This is a genomic window from Rickettsia amblyommatis, assembly GCF_002078335.1.
In the GTDB taxonomy this organism is placed as follows: Bacteria; Pseudomonadota; Alphaproteobacteria; order Rickettsiales; family Rickettsiaceae; genus Rickettsia; species Rickettsia rickettsii.
On the sequence record NZ_CP015012.1, the window covers coordinates 79,489 to 98,535 of the forward strand.

Genomic DNA, 19,047 nt, shown 5'->3' on the forward strand with positions numbered 1-19,047 from the left:
CATAATTTATTGATGATTCATGATGATTATAACAATCAAAAATAAAACTATCTCTATGGAGAATGTCATAAAACGTAGATTAAAATTAGAACAAAAAAAAGCTAAAATTATTACTGAAGAAGCAAGACTTAAAATTCAAGCAAGGAAAGCTCGCACCCGTCATTTAATTGAAATCGGCGGCTTAGTTGTTAAAGCTAAACTTGATGATTTACCCACTAACAGTTTACTAGGAGCTTTTGTTTCTTTAAAAGAAAATTTATCAGCAAACAAAAAGCGACAAATTCAAACTCAAACAGAGCAAGAATCTGAAATAGTAAAAATGAAGAGAGCAGAAATATTATATGAAAAATCAGATGCTTTAAAATATGTCATGTCCAATAATGTAGCAAAAAGATATTTATCAGAACATCGTGGAATTCAAGAAGCATTAACAAAATACCAACTAAGCTTTGATCTCAGAACCAATATGATGTGGGACAGTAATAGCAAACAATATTATCCTGCCTTAATGGCCTTTGCAAGGAATAAAGATGGCAATATTACTGGAGGACAAGCAATTTATTTAAACAAAAAAACAAATAATAAAGCTGAAATTGAGGTTCATAAACGTTCTTTTGGAAAAATTAAAGGTTCTTTTGTTGAGATTAGTAAAAATCATGAAGAACAGCAAAACATACCAAGCAGCAAAGATGGCAATAATTCCACAAATAATGTAACGATTATAGCAGCAGGACTTGAGACGTCTTTAAGTATTAGGGAAGCTGGGATTAAAGGCAAAATTCTATGTAGTTTAGGTGTAAGTAATATAAGAAACTATGAGCCTCTGAAAGGTGAGAGAATAATAATTGCTGCTGATAATGATGGCAAAGACGCAGTATCAGTGCATACCGTAATTAAGGCTCAAGAAGAATTAATACGTAAAGGAGCTGTGGTATCAATAATACAACCCGCAGAAAAAGGTGATTTTAATGATATGTTAAAATCACAAGGAGCTGAATCAGTCAGAAAACTTATAGAGCCTGAAATAGCAAAATTAATACCAGATAGTAAGGTAGCTGAACTTCAATCATCATTAAGAACAAATGATAATAAAAAATTACAATTTCAGTTATATTGAATTGCTAGATTGAAATTTTTTACTGCTTCCTTATATTCACCTAATTTATATAAAGATCTACCAATATTTAAATATTCTTCTGCTAAAATATTTGAATCTTGAATTTTGCTCTGTTGAGTTATTTGTTGTTGTGTATTAACAGGATTAGTTGCACTTTGTGCTAAAACAACGTTAAAAAATATTAATGGTAAGATAAATATGAATGTTAATTTTTTGATGTTTTCCATAAATTTCTTTTAATTATTTTCATTTTTATAGCCTGGTAGCTTAATATTTCTTTTCTTTATCGCCTTATCGCTAATGCCAATATTATCTGCTATTTGCTTGCCAGTTCTGATAATTGTTGATTCAGGAGTTTTATTAAACTCATCTTCAATTTGTGCCCTCTTATCTTTTACTTTAGCAGATCACTGCTCAAGAATCTTTACTTTTTCTACTTCATTATTATCTACACCTTGAATAAGCATTTGTTCTACACTTGTATCATAAAGATCATTCCTTCTGTCATCAATACTACTAATAGCAGCTTGATCATGTAACTGCTTGGTATTTTTATCAAAATTTGATCGTAAATTTTCTTTAGTTGGAATATGGGAGCTACTTGTAGAGCTTAAATTTTGCGGTATAGTAATCTAGCTTTATTTGACAAGCCACTTTTTAAAGAAGATATTGAAGCTTGGAAACATGGTCCTATAGTACCGTGTTTACGTGCAATATTTGGTAATTTTGAAGCTAATCCGATTCCTTCACCTGGGGAAATAGATTTTAGTGTTTATACGAGGCGATAAAAAGCGCTAATTTATAACATATATTCTTTTTATGGTGAGCATACAGCTGCTTATTTACGTGATTTAACACGTACACATTCTATTGGGCAACAAGCTATTATGTGTACTAACAGAGTTATTACTAAAGAAGCAATGAGAAAATTTTTTAAAAATCAAATAAAAGATATCCAAAATTATCTTCTACTCGCTTCAAAAGAAGAGATTGTGCAAATAAAAAATGCTGAATATCGATGGTTGATGCATTATGACAGTGGTATCCCTACTAAAAATGATTTAAAAGAAATTATGAACATAATAACTAAAGCAAATAAAGAATAATATGGAATTGTGAATTATGATCATATCAGGATAGTAACAATTAAAAAAGAGAGAAGTTTAGTTTTAATGATTTATATCTTACTATGGTAGCTGATAATTTGTTACGATTACCTCATTAGAAATTTTTCTTTGTTGAGGCATAGAATATTTAACCTTGATAGTATTGATGTAAAAACTCTTATATAGATCTCTAATAAAAGGAGTATTACTATTGGAAATCATCACTTTAACTCCCTTATTATCGAGTGCTTGAGCGAAATCTCTTAGCCTAATTTGCTCTTGTTCATCAAAAGGTAATCTAGTATAAAACTTCTCCCCTGATTGATGATCAGGTGGATCAAAATAAACAAAATCATTTTTTTGTGGTTCAATGAAAGAAAAATCCATGGCACAAATATTAAGTACCGGCTAAAAGCTGACTACACTGTTTTAATCTAGAGGCAATATCAGATTTATTATAATTCCTACCAGAAAAGGTTTGAGCTGGTTTTCCGTTAATATTGATCCGATAAATACCTTTAACAGAATATCTGTTAAGATAGATAAACCTAGCAGTAATCTTGGCTGGATCGTTACTATTATTATTACTTCTTACTTGATAATCATGCTCTTTGGAGTGTTTTTCGTTATAGGAATCTAACAATTTACTGACCTGCTCTGGATTCTTTTTAACAGCATTATAGGACGTCACTAGCTCGAGGTTAATATCAGATAGAAAACATTGTTTAAATCTATCTCTTACCTGAAAGAATAAAGCCCCACCACCAAGGAATGGTTCATAATAATTATTTAACCCTGACGGAATAAATTTAACTAATTGACTGGCAATTTTTCTTTTACCGCCGACCCATTGCAGAAATGGCCCAGGCTTTTCTAAATTATTTCTGACATAGAGCTACTATTTCAAGGTTCTTATTTTCTACTAGAGTATAGTAGAAAACAGCCCTAAATGCCAGTAAAAGCTCTATGAGCATAGGATTTTTTTTGATGATTTTCTAGCGTAATTAACACTATTTTTGACTAAATTTAATAACTTAACAATTATTGTAATGAGTAAAACAATTTGAAGATGTCTCTTTTATGCAGCTCTTTGCCCAATTGTATAAAAATCTGTCAAAAAAGCTCTTAAATCCTCTGTACTTCACAGAATTGTGGTGATACCTGCCCTTGTTGAGAGCCGCACGGTGCAGTTCTAGTTCAGAGGTTAAATTTGAGTATACTAAACTTTAACATTTTAACCTCTAGCTGTTTCTTAACTTCAACAGCAAAGGAAGCGGAAATAGCATATTCAAACTAAACCAACTCGCTTACTTGAGATTTGGCGAAGAGCTTTATCTGAAAGTTAACAAAATTTATATTACCTTTGGAGTATATTTCCGCAAATTTATGCGCTTTAAGAAGTAGGTCATAATCGTCCGCTAAATCGGCGAAGAAAAATTCGATTTCGCCGCTTTGTTTTACTCCTAAAATCTCACCGCCACCTCGAAGTTTTAAATCCTGCTCAGCTATATAAAATCCATCATTAGTTTGTTTCATTATCTCAAACCTACCTCGTGCAACTTTTCTAAGCCTTTTAGGATTGTATAACAATATACAATATGACGGCAAACTACCCCGCCCTACTCTACCTCTAAGCTGATGAAGTTGAGCAAGACCAAATTGCTCAGCATTTTCAATAATTATCAAAGTGGCTTCAGGTATGTCTAGTCCGACTTCAATAACGGTTGTTGCAACTAATATCTTAATTTCACCTTCCTTAAATTGCTTCATTATTTGGTCTTTCTGCTCGTTCTTCATCTTACCGTGAATAATACCGGTATAACCTTGATAGATATTGTCGATAGAGTTAAAACGATTCATTACATCCATCAATAAACTATCTTCTTCCGGCGTTTCTTTCTCTCCCCGCTCTATCAATGGACAAATCCAATATACCCGCTCACCTGCAATAAGCTTCTTATTTATTGCTGCTATAATATGCTCTATCTTATCAACGGACATGGTATTTGTAGCGATAGGTAAACGACTTTTCGGCTTACCCATTAGCTTTGAGATAGTCATATCACCAAACATAGTAAGTGCAAGGCTTCGAGGAATCGGCGTTGCAGTCATAACTAACACATCGGGATTGACTCCTTTATTTATTAAATTCAAACGCTGTTGCACCCCAAATCTATGCTGCTCATCAATAACTATATAACCTAGTTTCTTAAAACTTACTTTTTCTTGAAATAAAGCATGAGTGCCGACTAATATATCAATCTCATCGTTGTCAAGTTGTATCATAATATTTTTACGAGCTGCCCCCAGTATCTTACCTGTAAGTAATCCGACTCTTATATTAGTATTTTTTAAAGCTTTAACAAAAAACTCATAATGCTGATTGGCAAGCAAATCAGTTGGAGCCATAAGCGTTGCTTGAAATCCAGTGGCTACCACATTTACCATCGTCAGCAGAGCTACCAAAGTTTTACCGGAACCAACATCGCCTTGTAACAATCTCACCATTTCTATTTTATTGCTTTGATCACACTCTATTTCTTCTATGACTTGCTTTTGATAAGAAGTTAACTCAAATCCTAGCTCATTTAATATATTTGCTTGAATAGATACAGCTTTAGGGTAAATATTACCTTGTCTTCTACTTATTTGCGTACGTACATTTAAAAGAGATATTTGATTAGCGATAAGCTCCTTAGCTGCTAGTTGTTTTTTGGCGTTAGTATATAAATCGTCATTGCGAAGCCCCTTTAGGGGCCGCGGCCATCTAGAATTTATTAATTTTACATTAATGGATTGCTTCGTCGGCATGCATGCCTCCTCGCAATGACGGAAAACATGCAACATTTGCAAATTCTGCAATATAATATCTAAATAATCTTTTACTTCTTTATCTTCTATACTCTTACACTTCTCTTCAAATATCTCTATTGCTTTTATGATATATGAATATAACTGCTTGTTACTAAGTAAATATGTCAAGGAATAAATCGGCTCTATTTCTTTTGCGAGTTTAGGATTTACAATAAATTCAGGATGTGAAATTTGTAAGTAATGATCAAAAAATTGTACCTTTCCGCTGATAATATGAGAAGTACCAACTTGCAGCTTATTAAAAATAAACGGTGGGGGTTTATGAAAAAACACTAATAACAAAGAACCAGTATCATTGCTAGCTGTAATTTTTAAAGGCTGACTACTTTTCTTTGGTAAATTAATGCTCTCAACTACAATTTCTGTTTGGATTATGTCACCGTCTCTAACTTCAGTTAAATTAGGCGATAATATTTTATTTTGATATGAAACAGGTAGATAAAATAATAAATCACGAATATTGTTAATACCAAGCCTTTTAAGAGCAGATACGGTATCTTCACGTATATTGATGAACGTTTTTACAGAAGAGAATAAGAATTTTTCTAAAATAGTTAGCATATATAGTCATAATTATCTTATATACAAATATATATACTTTATAATAAAAGAAGAAGAACAAAATATACAAATTATGATTAATATATCATTGTTGCAAAAGCGGGAATCCAGTAATTAAACGGTGCATACACAGTAAATTTTTAAAATTAAAAGCTCGCTGTATCGCGCTTTTTCTGGATTTCTGCTTTTGCAAGAATGACATATTAATCATGCAACAAAGCCTTCTCTTATAAATCTAATTTTAACCCTGCTCTAACTATAGCTGAGGATTTTAAAGGCATACTTTCTATAAATCCCGCTGTTTTGTAACCGCCTGAGCCGACTAGCTTAAATGAAACATTTAAGCTAAGCTCAAAATTAACGACTCCAAGTCCACCTTGCTTACAACGTTCTTTTAAAGGGGTAGCGGTTAACATTTTAGGCTGATTCCAAAATGTCGCTTCTAAACCTAAACCGATAAATTCAACTTTGACTAAGTTATTAGCTTTAACTCCGACACCGTAAGACTTAAATTTTTGATTTTTGCCGTAATTAATATTAACTTGAATATATTTGTTATCAACAACAAAATGGTTAACTAAACCACGCTCTAAACCGTATGGAGCAAGTATCGCTATAGTAGCCGGTAAATATTTAACCGGTCCTAATTCAATCATCGGAATATCATTTAAGTTAGTATTCATTATAAATGAATATCCTGAATAGAATAAAAACGGATCAAATAAATCTAAATAAGCATATGAACGAATTTTATTTTTAGTAATATAATTTTTACCGTATATGGAGTTAATTGCTTTTACATATGCATTTATATCATTACCGCTTTTATCTTTGCCATCAAACTTAGTACTAAAAATATAACTTGCTTGATCTAGTCTTGTCCATAAATAACCTATACCGTAAGTAGGATTAATTTTGTTACTTGCCATGTATCTATCTTTAATATTTTCAGATAACAAATAACTTGCTTGCATTCCCCCTGTATCTATAGCAATTTGCTTATGAACTTGCAAAGAATTAAAATCTTTAGTTTTAAAATATGTTGTACCCTCAAAAGGATCAACTTCATATTTTGTTACTTTTAAATCAAATTCTTTGCTCTTGCTCCATGACCTCCTATTTCATGATTACCTACCATAATCCAAGATGTAGCAGTAAATCTTGTAATATAACTTAAGATCTTCATAACTATATTATCTGAATCGGCAAACATAGCATCATCTAATTGACGGTAACTTTCAATTAATGACATAGCAACATCGCTACTCGCTCTTGAGGGCATATCTTTATAATAAGTCACTACATAACTATAATTTTTTTCTTGAATTGTTATATCGTCATCAATATTTGATGCAGTTACTAATTGTTGATGAATACAAAAAACAAGCAGCAATGGTTAAATTTAATTTCTTATAAAGTATTTTTTTTAATATACCAAACTTGTGTATGTCCTTGACTTCTTTTGAAAATCCTCCTAATTTCTTAAATAATAGATATTAAGTAATTTAAAATTTATGAATAAAATCTATCCTTCGGCTGAAGCTGCTCTTGAGGGACTTCTTTATGACGGCATGACTATAATGTCGGGTGGATTCGGTCTATGCGGTATTCCTGAAAATTTAATAAATGCACTTTTTAAAAGCAATGTTCAAAATTTAACAGTTATAAGCAATAATTGCGGTGTTGACAATTTCGGACTTGGGCTTCTTCTTCAAACTACACAAATAAAAAAAATGATTTCTTCGTATGTCGGAGAAAATAAGATTTTTGAGCAACAATATCTTGATAAGGTTTTAGAGCTTGAGCTAAACCCACAAGGAACTTTAGCTGAACGCATTAGGGCTGCTTGTATGGGGATTCCGGCTTTTTATACTAAAACAGGTATAGGTACAATTGTAGAGGAAGGTAAAGAAACAAAGGAGTTTAACGGCAAAAAATATATAATGGAAACTGCCCTTCAAGCTGACCTTGCTATTATTAAAGGCTTTAAAGCCGATAAAAGCGGCAACGTGATTTACAATAAAACTGCACGAAATTTTAATGCAGTCATGGCAGGTGCCGCTAAAGTTACAGTTTGTGAAGTAGAGGAAATAGTTGAGGTGGGAGAGTTTGACCCGAACAATATTCACACACCTAATATTTTCATACAGCGATTAATAGTAGGTGAAAAATACGAGAAACGTATTGAGCAATTAACTGTCAGGGAAAAATAAGATATGCCTTGGAGCAAAGAAGAAATTTATCAAATAACCGCAGAGGAACTTAAAGACGGATTGTATGTCAATCTTGGTATAGGTATGCCTACGCATGTAGCAAATTATATACCTCAAGGAGTGAATGTAATATTTCAAAGCGAGAACGGTATGCTTGGTATGGGACCATTTCCTTACGCAGGAGAGGAAGATCCTGATTTAATTAACGCCGGTAAGCAAACTATTACTGCTATTCCTGAAAGCAGCTATTTCGACAGTAGCTTTTCATTTGGGCTGATTAGAGGTTCGCATGTCGATTTAACTATTTTAGGTGCTATGCAAGTCTCACAAACAGGCGATCTTGCCAACTGGACTATTCCAGGTAAAATGGTTAAAGGTATGGGAGGAGCTATGGATTTGGTCGCTAACACCAAAAGAGTAGTTATTATAATGGAACATAACGCAAAAGATGGCAGTGCTAAATTATTAAAAGAATGCAGCTTTCCGTTAACAGGTAAAAAAGTAGTTAACAGAGTAATTACCGATCTTGGAATTTTTGATATTGATAAAGATGAAATGATATTAGTTAGACAAGCTGACGATGTTACTATTGAAGAAATAAAATCTAAAACTGAAGCCGAGTTTATAGTTAATTTATAATATGGAGAATAAAATGGTTAAAGTAGCTATCGTGTATATTATAGTGGATACGGTCATACTGCAAAAGTAGCTGAAGGACTAAATAAGAGTGAAGCAGGAGCAAATGTTTCTATTATACAAATAAATAAAGATAAACCTGATAATCTCGATTGGGATTTATTAAACAATGCAGATGCTATCATTTTTGGAGTCCCAACCTATATGGGTAGTTTAGCCGGATCGTTTAAAATATTTATAGAAGCTACCTCAACTAGATGGGCATAACAAAAATGGAAAGATAAAATAGCTGCAGCTTTTACTAACTCTGCTTCTTATTCAGGTGATAAGTTATGCAGTATTCAGCAGCTATTGCACTTCGCTATGCAGCATTGTATGATTTGAGTCAGGCAAGCTAAAGCTGCTCCAAATTTTTCCGATCATGAGATGCCTGATCCCGATAAAATTAACCGCCTAACCACAAATCTTCTCCTGATATTACTCCTACTCAAGGCGATTTAAAAACTGCTAATTTCTTTGGTAAAAGAATAGTCGAAATAACTAAGAAGTTTAAAGGGTAGATTTATATGGTGTTTTATGTCATCCCCGCGGAAACTGGCTGCCCGCTTCCGTGGGAATGACATTTATTATCTAACAAATGATGGTTTTTGTGAGTTCCTATTATTTAGAATTTTTGGAGCATGCGTAGTCATTTTAGCATCTCGTTCTCCTTTAGTTTTTAGAATTTTTGATTTATTCCTATTAACACTAACATCACTCCAGTTACCACTATCGCTTTCACTGCCACTACTGCTACTACTATCACTCATCTCCATAGCAACTCTTCGTGCTAAAATTGATGCAACTCCATTAGGTTTGTTAACATTCTGAGCAGGCTTACTATGAGAATGTGCAACCGGTTTTCCTGTATTAGGATCAAATTCAACTTTGTTTAGTTTGTGTTCACCTCTTATGGACTGCAGCAATAAATCTCTAGCATCTTGTGCCTTAACATCCGTTTTTTCAACTTTTCTTAGTTTTTTTGGCCCTGCTATTTCTCTCATTAAATCAGAAGTATCTATAGCAGGACGTGGTTGATTTTCCGGTTTTTTAACCATAGTAGCTTCTACAGGCTTAGATAATGTCTCAGTCTGAGCCGAAGCCGGAGCCATAGTAGGCATAGGTGGGGGTGGCGGAGGCGGAGGTGGAATGTTATTTTGTGATAAAGGAGGTGGTGGAGGTGGAGGTGGAGGTGGAATGTTATTGTGTGATAAAGGAGGCGGAGGTGTTATATTATTTTCCAAAGGTTTAGCTAGGGACGAATTTGCTAATATTGGTTCTTTTTTTGAAGCCATGTGATTTGTAAGGTTACTTACTATCTTTTGTAACGCCTCATTGTCAGGTAATTTTGCAATTATATCATTAATATTTCTTTCTTTATTTTCAATTAATTCCTCAAATTTATGCTTCGTTTTATATAATTGTTCATCAATCTTGCTAATTGTTCTAGTATTACTCTCTCTGTTTTTTGCTAAAACCTGCTCACTATTATTTACAAAAACATTTTTAACATTTTGCCAAATATTATTTAATTTTTCAAAAAATGTATAAGGTACTTCTTCCCTAATTGCAGCAACCTGTTTTTGTATTTCTTTAAGTTCTTTGATATTAGAATTTTCGGATATTAAATTTTGGATGTTTTGTTTTGTAGCATTTAAAGAATTATATTGTTTCTCTAGTTCTTCAGCATTAATGAATTGTAAGGGATTTGTCATATGTAGAGCTGAGAATCTTTCAGGTTTACTCTTATAACTAAAAAATACTTCCGATAATCTTTCTCTTTGATCTTTAGATAAATCTTTCTTTGTTAAATCCTTAAAATTTTTTTCGATTTCTTCTTGTAATTCTTGCTTTAAAGGTGCAGATTTTGCCGCTATATTATATATCTTATTATCAATATCTTTTAATATTTTATTATTATACTTTATTGCTTCATTTGTTAACTGTTCTTCACTTTTTATAAAAATATACTTTACATTAGAAACTGTTTTTACAAATCTTTTAAACCAAGGCAGCGATCTATCATGTTCTTTTTCCAGTTCTTTAGTTTCATTTTGTATTTCGATTAAACCTTGCAACTGCTTATTTTGTTCGCATAATTCATTTACTTGGCTTAATATAGTATTTAAAGCACTATTTTCTTGTGCTAATAATTTATTTATATCTATTTCTTTAGCCACGCCATACACCTACTATAAATTAATGTCAGCATTATAGTAAATTTCTTGTACAAAAGCAAAGAGAAAGTTAACTTATGTTGTATTTTTGATAAATAAAAGATAGATAAACGAATATAGTTAACGTAATTTTAAGGATGATAAGCCTATAAGAGCAAATATAACTGAAATAATCCAAAATCTTATTACGACTTTTGATTCTGCCCAGCCGTGTTTTTCAAAATGATGATGGAGCGGTGCCATTTTAAATATTCTTTTTCCTTTAGTAGCTTTGAAGTAATATACCTGTAAAATTACGGATGCCGTTTCAATAACAAACAAGCCGCCGACTATAGCTAAAACTATTTCATGCTTAGTAATAACGCTAATAATACCAAGCACACCGCCAAGACTGAGACTACCGGTATCGCCCATAAAAACTTCTGCCGGTTGTGCATTAAACCATAAAAATCCAAGACAGCTACCAACTAATCCCGCACATAACACCGTTAACTCTCCGGTATTCGGTATATAGGTTAGCTGTAAGTAGTTCGAGTAAATTAGATTTCCTACTAAATAACTTATTAAAGCAAAAGAACCGGCAGTAAAGGCAATAGGAACGGTAGCAAGACCATCAAGCCCATCCGTTAGATTCACGGCATTAGAAGAGCCGACTATAACAAATATAGCAAAAACTATATAAAAATAACTAAGATCCAAACTTAAATTTTTAAAAAACGGTACGTTAAGTAAATGACTTGGACTTTTATCTAGATATTCTAGTAAAACACATATAATGAAGCTAATAATTCCTTGAAGTAACAGCTTACTTTTTCCTCTTACTCCGTAATGATTATTTTTAGTTACCTTAGCATAATCATCCATAAATCCTATAATACCGAAACTAATAAAACCAAATAACGTAATCCAAATATATTTATTAGTTAAATCAGCAAGTAATAAAGTAGAAAGACAACTAGACAAAATAATCATAATGCCCCCCATTGTCGGAGTACCTACTTTTGTTTGATGCGATTCAGGTCCGTCTGAGCGTATAGGCTGACCGTTTTTTTGAAGAGATCGCAGAAATTTTATTAATATCGGACCCGTGATAAAGCTAAGGCTTAGAGTTATAATAATAGCAAGACCGCTACGAAAAGTAATATAGTGAAATAAATTAGCTATATGTGAATTATGGATATGAGGAAGTAAAAGATTGTATAACATTTGTAGATTTAAATTTAAAAGTATATTTTGATGTTATTCATTGTGCATGGAGATACCAAACCGTCATTGCGAGCAGTCGTAGACTACACGGCCATCTCGTCAAACATCCTAAGATTGCTTAGTCAATTACTTACGTAATTTCCGCGCAATGACGGGCAACCAAACCACACACAATATTAAGAATATCCTAGTGTCTTTATTTATAATAATCAACAATCTTATCAAGTTTTACGCCTCTTGACCCTTTTATTAGAATAAGCTCATTACCTTCAAATAAATCCGTAATATGCGTAATTAATTCATCAACATTTTTAAAGTATCTTTTAGCTATTTTGGAAGGTAGTAAATCATCAATATATTTAGTATTTACTCCTACTAAATAGACCTTAGAACAAGCGGCATCTAATATGTACTGCACTAGTTTCTCATGTAATCGTTTAGAATTTTCCCCTAGCTCTAGCATATCGCCTATTATAGCAGTTTTATTCTCGGCAGGTACTTGTTTTAAATATTCTAATGCAGCTTTCATTGACTGCGGACTTGCGTTATAGTAATCACAAATTACACGACAATTTTGTATATTGATCATTTCCCCTCTTCCTTTAGTAGGAGAAATATTTGCTAAGTGATTTGCAACTATCTCTATATCTTTACCTAATATATCGATAATTAAAAGTACACCGGTATAATTTTCGGTAAAATGCCGAGGAATAAACGGTATCGTTACATCTAAGACTTTATTATTTATCTTATACTTTAAGTAGACTTGCTCTCCTAGGTTCTCATATAAAATTAATTCTGCTGAAGTTTTAGATGATCTACCGAAGCTATGTATATCGGTGATAGAAAGGTTTTTTAATATCGATAATATTTTGTTATAGCAATTAGTATCGGCATTAATAACGGCAATATCATTTTTGCTAAAATTTGCAAAAATCTCACATTTAGCTTCAGCTACCTCTTCAAGCGAGTTAAAAAATTCTAAATGAGCCTCCGAAATATTAGTAATCATGGCAATATTCGGCTTTAATATTTGAACCAGCTCTCTTATTTCACCTTTATGGTTCATGCCAAGCTCAAAAATAGCATATTCCGTATCATCAGCCATTGAAGCAAGATTAATAAGCATACCGAGTTTGTTATTGAAGTTACCTCGGCTAGCAAAAACTAGAAAATCATGTTGTAATAATACTTTCAGTGCTTCTTTGGTAGAAGTTTTACCGACGCTGCCTGTTATAGCTATAAATTTAGCTTTTGAATTCTCTCGTTTATATAAAGCCATTTTTTGTAGAGCTTCAAAACAATCATCGACTAAGATAATTTTATCTTTATCATTGAGCTCTACTCGCTTACTAATAATTACGGCTGCTGCTCCTTTATCTATTGCATCTAGAACATAATCGTGACCATCTCTATTACCTTGAAGTGCTATAAATAAATCACCTTTTTTAACGTCTTTGGAATTAAATTGCACTTCATTACAATTTATAGAATGAGAGATTGTTATACCGAGAGCAGCACTGAAAGTTTTAGAGTTCCAGATCATATGTTCTTGTTATTTATGTGTTGTTGTATGGCTTGTTGATGTCATTCCCGCATAGGCGGGAAGCCAGTAAACATATAAAAAGCAAGCTTTTTATATGTTTATTCAAATATGTAACTTCTGTATTAATATTGAAGTTATTTTTCTGGATCCCCGCTTCCACGGGGATGACATCAAGGTTTTTTTTAAACTGTCCGGTACTATAGGTCAAACCACAGGATGACAAACTTTTACACACTTCCTCACAACCTCAGCATCATCAAAAGGTAATTTCTTATCGCCTATAATTTGGTAATTTTCATGACCTTTGCCGGCAACTAATAAGATATCATCTTGTTTTAAATTATTTATACCGTATTTAATAGCCTCTTCTCTATTTGCTATTTCTGTATAATCTGCTTTCTCTATACCTCTTATGATTTCAGCTCTAATAAGCTTTGGGTCTTCATTGCGTGGATTATCATCTGTAATTATGATGGTATCGGCACGTTTTGCGGCTATTTGCCCCATAAGACTTCTCTTTGCCTTATCACGATTACCGCCGCAGCCAAAAACTACGCTTAGCTTACTATCACGTAATTTAATATTTTTCAGTTCCGTTAAAGCTTTTTCAAGAGCGTCCGGAGTGTGGGCATAATCAACGAAGATATTAGTGTTATCTATTCTCTCCATTCTGCCTTTTACTGCTTTAACTTCTACTAAAGAATCTATAACATCATCAAAAGCCAAACCAGTATAATGAATGCTAAGAACAGCAATTAATAAATTACTAGCCTGAAAGCTACCAATTATCGGGGTATTAAAATTATATTCTCTATTATTAAATGTAAAATTAATATTTTGTCCTTTTAAAGAACCGTTAATTCTAGTTATTTCTAAATCACCTTTTTTCCCAACGGTTATAAATTTAATATTATGATTATGTAGATAATCTTTAACAAACTCTATTTCTTCTATATCAGAATTTAATATTGCGATGCCGTTCGGTAATAAATGATTTATAAATAATTTCAGTTTGGCTAATAAATAATTTTCTTTTGTATGGTGGTAATCTAGATGATCCTGACTAAAGCTAGTAAAACATGCGATATTTACTGTTATTGCCCTAAGTCTTGCTTGATCAAGACCATGACTAGAAGCTTCAAAAACTAAATATTCTATACCATTTTCAGCTAAATTATGAGCAATTTTTCTAAAGCTTAAATAGTCTAAAGTTGTTAATTCCGGTACATCATTTATAAGATTATCGCAGCCAAATATTTCTACCCCTATCGTACCTATAGATGCTGCTTTTGTCCCAAGTAATGAATATGTTTGAGCTATATAGGATACTACTGAGCTTTTACCGTTAGTACCGGTTACGGCTATTAGATTCTTTGGTTTTTTAGGATAGAATATTTCTATGGCTTTATATAAAGCGGCCTGCACATCTTTTACGTAAATTACTTTATCTATAACAATATTTTTTTTATTGTCCGTAATTACTAATACTGCACCTTTGCTTAAAGCATCCTTAATAAAATCATTTCCATCAGTATTCCGCCCTTTAATCGTAAAAAAGACGTCTTTATCCTTAACGGTTTTAGAATTAATCGACAAACCTTTTACGTTATGTTGTTGAAATAATTGCTTTAGGTTATGGGACATATTTATTATGTTAAAAACGTGTTACCGTCATTGCGAGGAAATTGCATAGCAATGGATGAAGCAATCTCAGGAGTTTGTTATTATTTCATGAGATTGCCACGCAGCCTACGGCTGCTCGCAATGACGGAGCAGGAATGACATCGAGTCTACACCTCCAATAAATTCCAAAGTAGTTGATTTGCCTCAACAATTATATTTTTATCTACTAATTTCTTGATATATACTAATTTATTATCTGGTTTGATTTTTGCCTGATTAGAGTAAGTACTAACGAATTTTAAAATTTTATCAGTCATATCGGCATTTTTATAAAATTTCATCACAAATCCGTTATCTCCTGAATCTAGATTTTCAATATTTAACTTAAAGCATAATAGTTTTATTTTTACAATATCAAGTAAATTATTAAATTCAATCGGTAGTAAACCGAATCTATCAATCATCTCATCTTTAAATGTCTCTACTTCTATCTCATGACTTAAATTACCTATTCTTCTATATAGTCCAAGTTTAAGGGCTGCATCGGCTACATAATTATCTGGAATAAAGACGGATAATCCCAAATTAATAGTCGGGATAAAGGGTTGTTCTGAAACAATCGGTTCATCTTTAAAAATAGCTATTTGTTCTTCCAGCATTTCTTGATAGAGTTCTGTACCTACTTCTTTAATTTGTCCTGATTGTTCTTCACCTATCAAATTACCGAAACCTCGTAAATCCATATCATGGCTTGCAATAGTAAAACCTGAGCCCAAAGCACAACTATTTTGTATTATCTCTAAGCGTCTTAAGGAGTGCGATGTCATCTTTTTATAACTTGCTACCGTTAGATAGGCATAACCCCGCATTTTACCTCGACCTATTCGACCACGCAATTGATATAGCTGACTAAGACCCAGCATATCAGCCCTATGTATGATCATGGTATTTGCCTCGGCTATATCAATTCCTGATTCTATAATAGTAGTTGAGACTAGTATATCGAATTTGCCGGCATAAAACTCGCTCATAACCTCATCAATTTTACTCGGAGTCATTTTTCCGTGCGCTATTTTATAGCTTAATTCCGGCACGATTTGTTTTAATTGTTTTTCGATATCCTCTATATCTTTAATTCTTGGAACTACATAAAAGCTTCTTCCGCCTCTAAAATGTTCGCGTAATAATGCATCTCTGATAATCACGGGATCAAACGGTATAACCGAGGTACGCACTTCCAGCCTGTTTAGAGGCGGCGTTGCAATAATGCTAAGTTCTTTTAAACCGGTCATTGACATTTGCAGCGTTCGAGGAATCGGTGTTGCCGACATTGCAAGTACATGGGAAGAGGATTTTAGCGATTTAAGAAATTCTTTTTGACCGACACCGAAATGTTGTTCTTCATCGATTATTAACAATTTCAAATTAAAGAATTTTATATTTTTATGTAATAAAGAATGAGTGCCTATTATTATATTTATTTTACCGCTTTCAAGCTCCGATCTTATAATTTTTGCTTCTTTAGAACTAATAACGTTAGATAATTGCTTGATATTTAAACCAAAACCTTTGAACCTTTCTATGAACCTTGAAAAATGTTGACTACATAAAATAGTTGTCGGTACAACTACGGCTACTTGAGGTAAATGTTCATTTAGAGATTTTGCTACCATAAAGACAGCACGCATTGCTACCTCTGTTTTACCAAACCCGACATCACCGCATATTAATCTATCCATTAACATACCGTTTCTTAGATCTTCTTTAATATCGTTTATAGCGGTTAATTGGTCTTCCGTTTCGCTGAAAGGAAAATTAGCACAAAATTTATCATATGCTTCAAGGTCAAATTCAACGGAAGCACTACTATTAAGTTTCCTTTTAGCTGCTATTTGTATTAAATGCAGTGCTATCTCTTTTATACGACTTTTAAGCTGTGCCTTACTTCTTTGCCATGAAACGCTACCAAGCTTATCAAGCTCCGCATTATCATTGCCGTATTTTTTTATTACCTCTATACTTTCAACTGGTATATATAATTTATCATTGCCGGCATATAAAATCTTTAAAAAATCATGTGGTTTGCCTTTGATTTCTAAAGCTGCTAGCTTTAAAAACTGCCCTATTCCATGATCTTTGTGAACAACAAATTCGCCTTCAGCTAAATTATCAAGCTCCAGCAAGATATTTTTAAGTGTTTTGTTAGTGTTTGTAGAGCTAGGTTTTTCTTCTAATAATTCGCTAGCGGTAATAAATAAATATTCTTTCGTATAAAAGCTTTGATTTAAAGGCATTATCCCGACATTTATTATTGAAGCCTTAGCCTCATCTAATTTATTTATCTCATTATATTTATATTCATAATTTTGAATTATGCTTTTGATTCGCTCAACACTACTTAAAACGCTTGAGCCTATAATAATTTTCTTATGAGAATTTGCTTTAATCACCTCAAATAATTTATCGAAAACCGTTTTCTTTTCTATAAAACTTGTAGCAGCTATATTTTCAATTAAGCTAGCTTGCTCTGAGTTTTCAAAAGTAAGTAGTATATTATTTTTTCGTTCTAGTAATTCCGTGATTTCAGAAGCGGTAAAATATAGGCTAGTCGGTGAAAGGGTGGGATAGAAACTATTAAATTTAAGTTTATTTGCCTCTGACCTTGCCGAATAAAAATTGTTATAACTATGTTCAAATTCTAAAATGGCTTGTTTTGACAAATTATCGAATATGAAAATAGGATCGTTTAAATAATCTATTAAGTTAGAGCAGGAATCGTAAAATAATGGGAGTAATTGTTCATATCCTGTGAATTTTCTTCCAGATATTACCGCCTCATATAAAGGATTATCAGTATGATTAACTCCAAAATTTCGTAAGTAATTATTCTTAAAATTACTTATAGTGTCACTATTTAAAACTATCTCATTTGCAGGACTAATAATAAGCTCCCTGCAGGATTTAGTTGAAATTTGCGTATCAATATTAAATTCTTTTATTGATTCAATATAACCCCAGCTAAAATGAATTCTATAAGCTTTAGGACCGGGCAATATTATATCAATGATTTCGCCTCTAACCGCAAATTCCCCGGCATCGATGCTAATCGCATTTCTTGTAAAACTATTTTCTACTAGAAACATAGCAAGCTCATCCGCAGTAAATTTCATTTTAGGGGATAATTTCAAAAAATATTTAGAAAAAAAATCTTTCGGCGGTAATTTGTTTAATAAGTTCGCTGTATGAGTGATGAGTAATTTGCTATTACTATTATTTGTTGTTAGCTTGGTTAATGTTTCTGCACGTCTAGATAAGATATTTGCATTTGGTGACGTATGGTCATAAGGGATGGTATCATAGCTTGGAAAGTAATAAATATTTTCATTAGAAGAAAACAATAAAGCTTGCTTGTATAATTGCAACGCCTCCTCTTCATTACTCGCACTCAAGATGAAATCTTGCTTAAGATTCTTAGTAAAATTATCAATTGCAAAGAAAGATTTGGCAGCCGCCGGAAATTTTTGTTGTAACATTCTACAGGAGTTTATATTTTTGCTATTTTGCTTAATGTATCAATTATTTCGGCATCTAGATAAGAAGGAGCAGAAGATTTATTATTAATCCAATTATAAAGATCATTATCATTTTGATCAAGTATTAAAGAATAGCTTCCAAGTTTTTTTTCATCCATTAAGGATAGGTACTTTTCGGCAAAGCTACCGAGTATATAATCCATTTCTCTGCAACCGCGATTTTTACTACGGTAAAAAAGTTTCTTTTGTAAAGAGTTTTTATTTAATTTATTCATCTATAACATCTTGCAAAATTTTTTTATAATAATATTATTAAAATTATCAGATACCAAGATCATTTTAAAATGCTTTAATAATTCAGCACTCTAATAAGTCCATTCTACATGGGTAAAATTCTATTAACTTTTATTATCAAT

Annotated in this window: 15 protein-coding genes and 4 pseudogenes; 8 read left to right on the forward strand and 11 right to left on the reverse strand. The window is 32.4% G+C overall.

Annotation, left to right across the window (positions count from 1 at the left end; genetic code table 11):
- Nucleotides 1-55: 55 nt before the first annotated feature.
- A pseudogene (locus tag A3305_RS08645) lies at nucleotides 56-286 on the forward strand (conjugal transfer protein TraD); the annotation flags it as partial.
- A gap of 84 nt (nucleotides 287-370) precedes the next feature.
- On the forward strand, nucleotides 371-1,117 hold the full coding sequence (locus A3305_RS00290) for a toprim domain-containing protein (protein WP_373604507.1): 747 nt from the start codon (nucleotides 371-373) through the stop codon (nucleotides 1,115-1,117).
- Here the strand turns inward: A3305_RS00290 and A3305_RS00295 are convergent.
- Nucleotides 1,105-1,344, reverse strand: coding sequence for a tetratricopeptide repeat protein (locus A3305_RS00295; RefSeq protein ID WP_014392554.1), 240 nt, complete (start codon nucleotides 1,342-1,344; stop codon nucleotides 1,105-1,107). The genes A3305_RS00290 and A3305_RS00295 overlap by 13 nt on opposite strands.
- A 660-nt stretch (nucleotides 1,345-2,004) precedes the next feature.
- Between A3305_RS00295 and A3305_RS08655 the strand changes: the two genes are divergently transcribed.
- Entirely contained in the window at nucleotides 2,005-2,223 is a 219-nt protein-coding gene (locus A3305_RS08655; RefSeq protein ID WP_155845506.1) for a hypothetical protein, read from the forward strand.
- Nucleotides 2,224-2,304: 81 nt separating this feature from the next.
- On the opposite strand, the pseudogene A3305_RS00305 reads toward A3305_RS08655, so the two are convergent.
- The 4 genes and pseudogenes from A3305_RS00305 to A3305_RS00325 form a co-directional block, all read right to left on the reverse strand.
- Nucleotides 2,305-3,079, reverse strand: a pseudogene (locus A3305_RS00305) (DNA adenine methylase).
- 437 nt (nucleotides 3,080-3,516) lie between these two features.
- The gene (locus tag A3305_RS00310; RefSeq protein ID WP_014392555.1) at nucleotides 3,517-5,658 is read right to left on the reverse strand and encodes an ATP-dependent DNA helicase RecG; all 2,142 of its coding nucleotides are present in this window, start codon (nucleotides 5,656-5,658) and stop codon (nucleotides 3,517-3,519) included.
- Between the two features lie 227 nt (nucleotides 5,659-5,885).
- On the reverse strand, nucleotides 5,886-6,671 hold the full coding sequence (locus tag A3305_RS00320; protein ID WP_226983933.1) for a hypothetical protein: 786 nt from the start codon (nucleotides 6,669-6,671) through the stop codon (nucleotides 5,886-5,888).
- Nucleotides 6,672-6,739: 68 nt separating this feature from the next.
- A complete protein-coding gene (locus A3305_RS00325) occupies nucleotides 6,740-7,051 on the reverse strand; it encodes a hypothetical protein (RefSeq protein WP_226983934.1) in 312 nt (103 codons plus the stop codon).
- A 121-nt stretch (nucleotides 7,052-7,172) separates the two neighbouring features.
- On the opposite strand from A3305_RS00325, the gene A3305_RS00330 reads away from it, so the two are divergent.
- From A3305_RS00330 to A3305_RS09780, 5 genes and pseudogenes are all read left to right on the forward strand, one after another.
- Entirely contained in the window at nucleotides 7,173-7,871 is a 699-nt protein-coding gene (locus A3305_RS00330; RefSeq protein ID WP_014392556.1) for a CoA transferase subunit A, read from the forward strand.
- A 3-nt stretch (nucleotides 7,872-7,874) separates the two neighbouring features.
- Nucleotides 7,875-8,510 carry a 3-oxoacid CoA-transferase subunit B gene (locus A3305_RS00335; RefSeq protein ID WP_014392557.1) on the forward strand — a complete coding sequence of 212 codons (636 nt, stop codon included), beginning with the start codon at nucleotides 7,875-7,877 and terminating at the stop codon, nucleotides 8,508-8,510.
- Nucleotides 8,511-8,603: 93 nt separating this feature from the next.
- A pseudogene (locus A3305_RS09770) lies at nucleotides 8,604-8,696 on the forward strand (flavodoxin family protein); the annotation flags it as partial.
- Complete coding sequence (locus A3305_RS09775) at nucleotides 8,691-8,774, forward strand: hypothetical protein (RefSeq protein ID WP_231289134.1); 84 nt, start codon at nucleotides 8,691-8,693, stop codon at nucleotides 8,772-8,774. The pseudogene A3305_RS09770 and the gene A3305_RS09775, both read left to right, overlap by 6 nt.
- A gap of 117 nt (nucleotides 8,775-8,891) precedes the next feature.
- A pseudogene (locus A3305_RS09780) lies at nucleotides 8,892-9,067 on the forward strand (transcriptional regulator); the annotation flags it as partial.
- 66 nt (nucleotides 9,068-9,133) lie between these two features.
- Here A3305_RS09780 and rickA read toward each other — a convergent pair.
- The 6 genes from rickA to A3305_RS00375 form a co-directional block, all read right to left on the reverse strand.
- Nucleotides 9,134-10,726, reverse strand: coding sequence for an Arp2/3 complex-activating protein RickA (gene rickA, locus A3305_RS00345; RefSeq protein WP_045799459.1), 1,593 nt, complete (start codon nucleotides 10,724-10,726; stop codon nucleotides 9,134-9,136).
- 117 nt (nucleotides 10,727-10,843) lie between these two features.
- A complete protein-coding gene (gene mraY / locus A3305_RS00350; RefSeq protein ID WP_014392559.1) occupies nucleotides 10,844-11,929 on the reverse strand; it encodes a phospho-N-acetylmuramoyl-pentapeptide-transferase in 1,086 nt (361 codons plus the stop codon).
- A 196-nt stretch (nucleotides 11,930-12,125) separates the two neighbouring features.
- Nucleotides 12,126-13,475, reverse strand: coding sequence for a UDP-N-acetylmuramoyl-tripeptide--D-alanyl-D-alanine ligase (locus tag A3305_RS00355; RefSeq protein ID WP_014392560.1), 1,350 nt, complete (start codon nucleotides 13,473-13,475; stop codon nucleotides 12,126-12,128).
- 204 nt (nucleotides 13,476-13,679) lie between these two features.
- Nucleotides 13,680-15,119 carry a UDP-N-acetylmuramoyl-L-alanyl-D-glutamate--2,6-diaminopimelate ligase gene (locus A3305_RS00360; protein ID WP_014392561.1) on the reverse strand — a complete coding sequence of 480 codons (1,440 nt, stop codon included), beginning with the start codon at nucleotides 15,117-15,119 and terminating at the stop codon, nucleotides 13,680-13,682.
- Between the two features lie 146 nt (nucleotides 15,120-15,265).
- Nucleotides 15,266-18,631 (reverse strand): transcription-repair coupling factor, encoded by a 3,366-nt coding sequence (gene mfd / locus A3305_RS00370; protein ID WP_014392562.1) that lies wholly within the window; start codon nucleotides 18,629-18,631, stop codon nucleotides 15,266-15,268.
- A gap of 11 nt (nucleotides 18,632-18,642) precedes the next feature.
- Entirely contained in the window at nucleotides 18,643-18,906 is a 264-nt protein-coding gene (locus tag A3305_RS00375) for a succinate dehydrogenase assembly factor 2 (protein ID WP_014392563.1), read from the reverse strand.
- Between the last annotated feature and the right edge of the window lie 141 nt (nucleotides 18,907-19,047).

Coding starts and splice junctions, on each gene's coding strand:
- A3305_RS00290 (WP_373604507.1), top strand. CDS start 371: ATGTCCAATAATGTAGCAAAAAGATATTTATCAGAACATCGTGGAATT.
- A3305_RS00295 (WP_014392554.1), bottom strand. CDS start 1,344: ATGGAAAACATCAAAAAATTAACATTCATATTTATCTTACCATTAATA.
- A3305_RS08655 (WP_155845506.1), top strand. CDS start 2,005: ATGTGTACTAACAGAGTTATTACTAAAGAAGCAATGAGAAAATTTTTT.
- A3305_RS00310 (WP_014392555.1), bottom strand. CDS start 5,658: ATGCTAACTATTTTAGAAAAATTCTTATTCTCTTCTGTAAAAACGTTC.
- A3305_RS00330 (WP_014392556.1), top strand. CDS start 7,173: ATGAATAAAATCTATCCTTCGGCTGAAGCTGCTCTTGAGGGACTTCTT.
- A3305_RS00335 (WP_014392557.1), top strand. CDS start 7,875: ATGCCTTGGAGCAAAGAAGAAATTTATCAAATAACCGCAGAGGAACTT.
- mraY (WP_014392559.1), bottom strand. CDS start 11,929: ATGTTATACAATCTTTTACTTCCTCATATCCATAATTCACATATAGCT.
- A3305_RS00355 (WP_014392560.1), bottom strand. CDS start 13,475: ATGATCTGGAACTCTAAAACTTTCAGTGCTGCTCTCGGTATAACAATC.
- A3305_RS00360 (WP_014392561.1), bottom strand. CDS start 15,119: ATGTCCCATAACCTAAAGCAATTATTTCAACAACATAACGTAAAAGGT.
- mfd (WP_014392562.1), bottom strand. CDS start 18,631: ATGTTACAACAAAAATTTCCGGCGGCTGCCAAATCTTTCTTTGCAATT.
- A3305_RS00375 (WP_014392563.1), bottom strand. CDS start 18,906: ATGAATAAATTAAATAAAAACTCTTTACAAAAGAAACTTTTTTACCGT.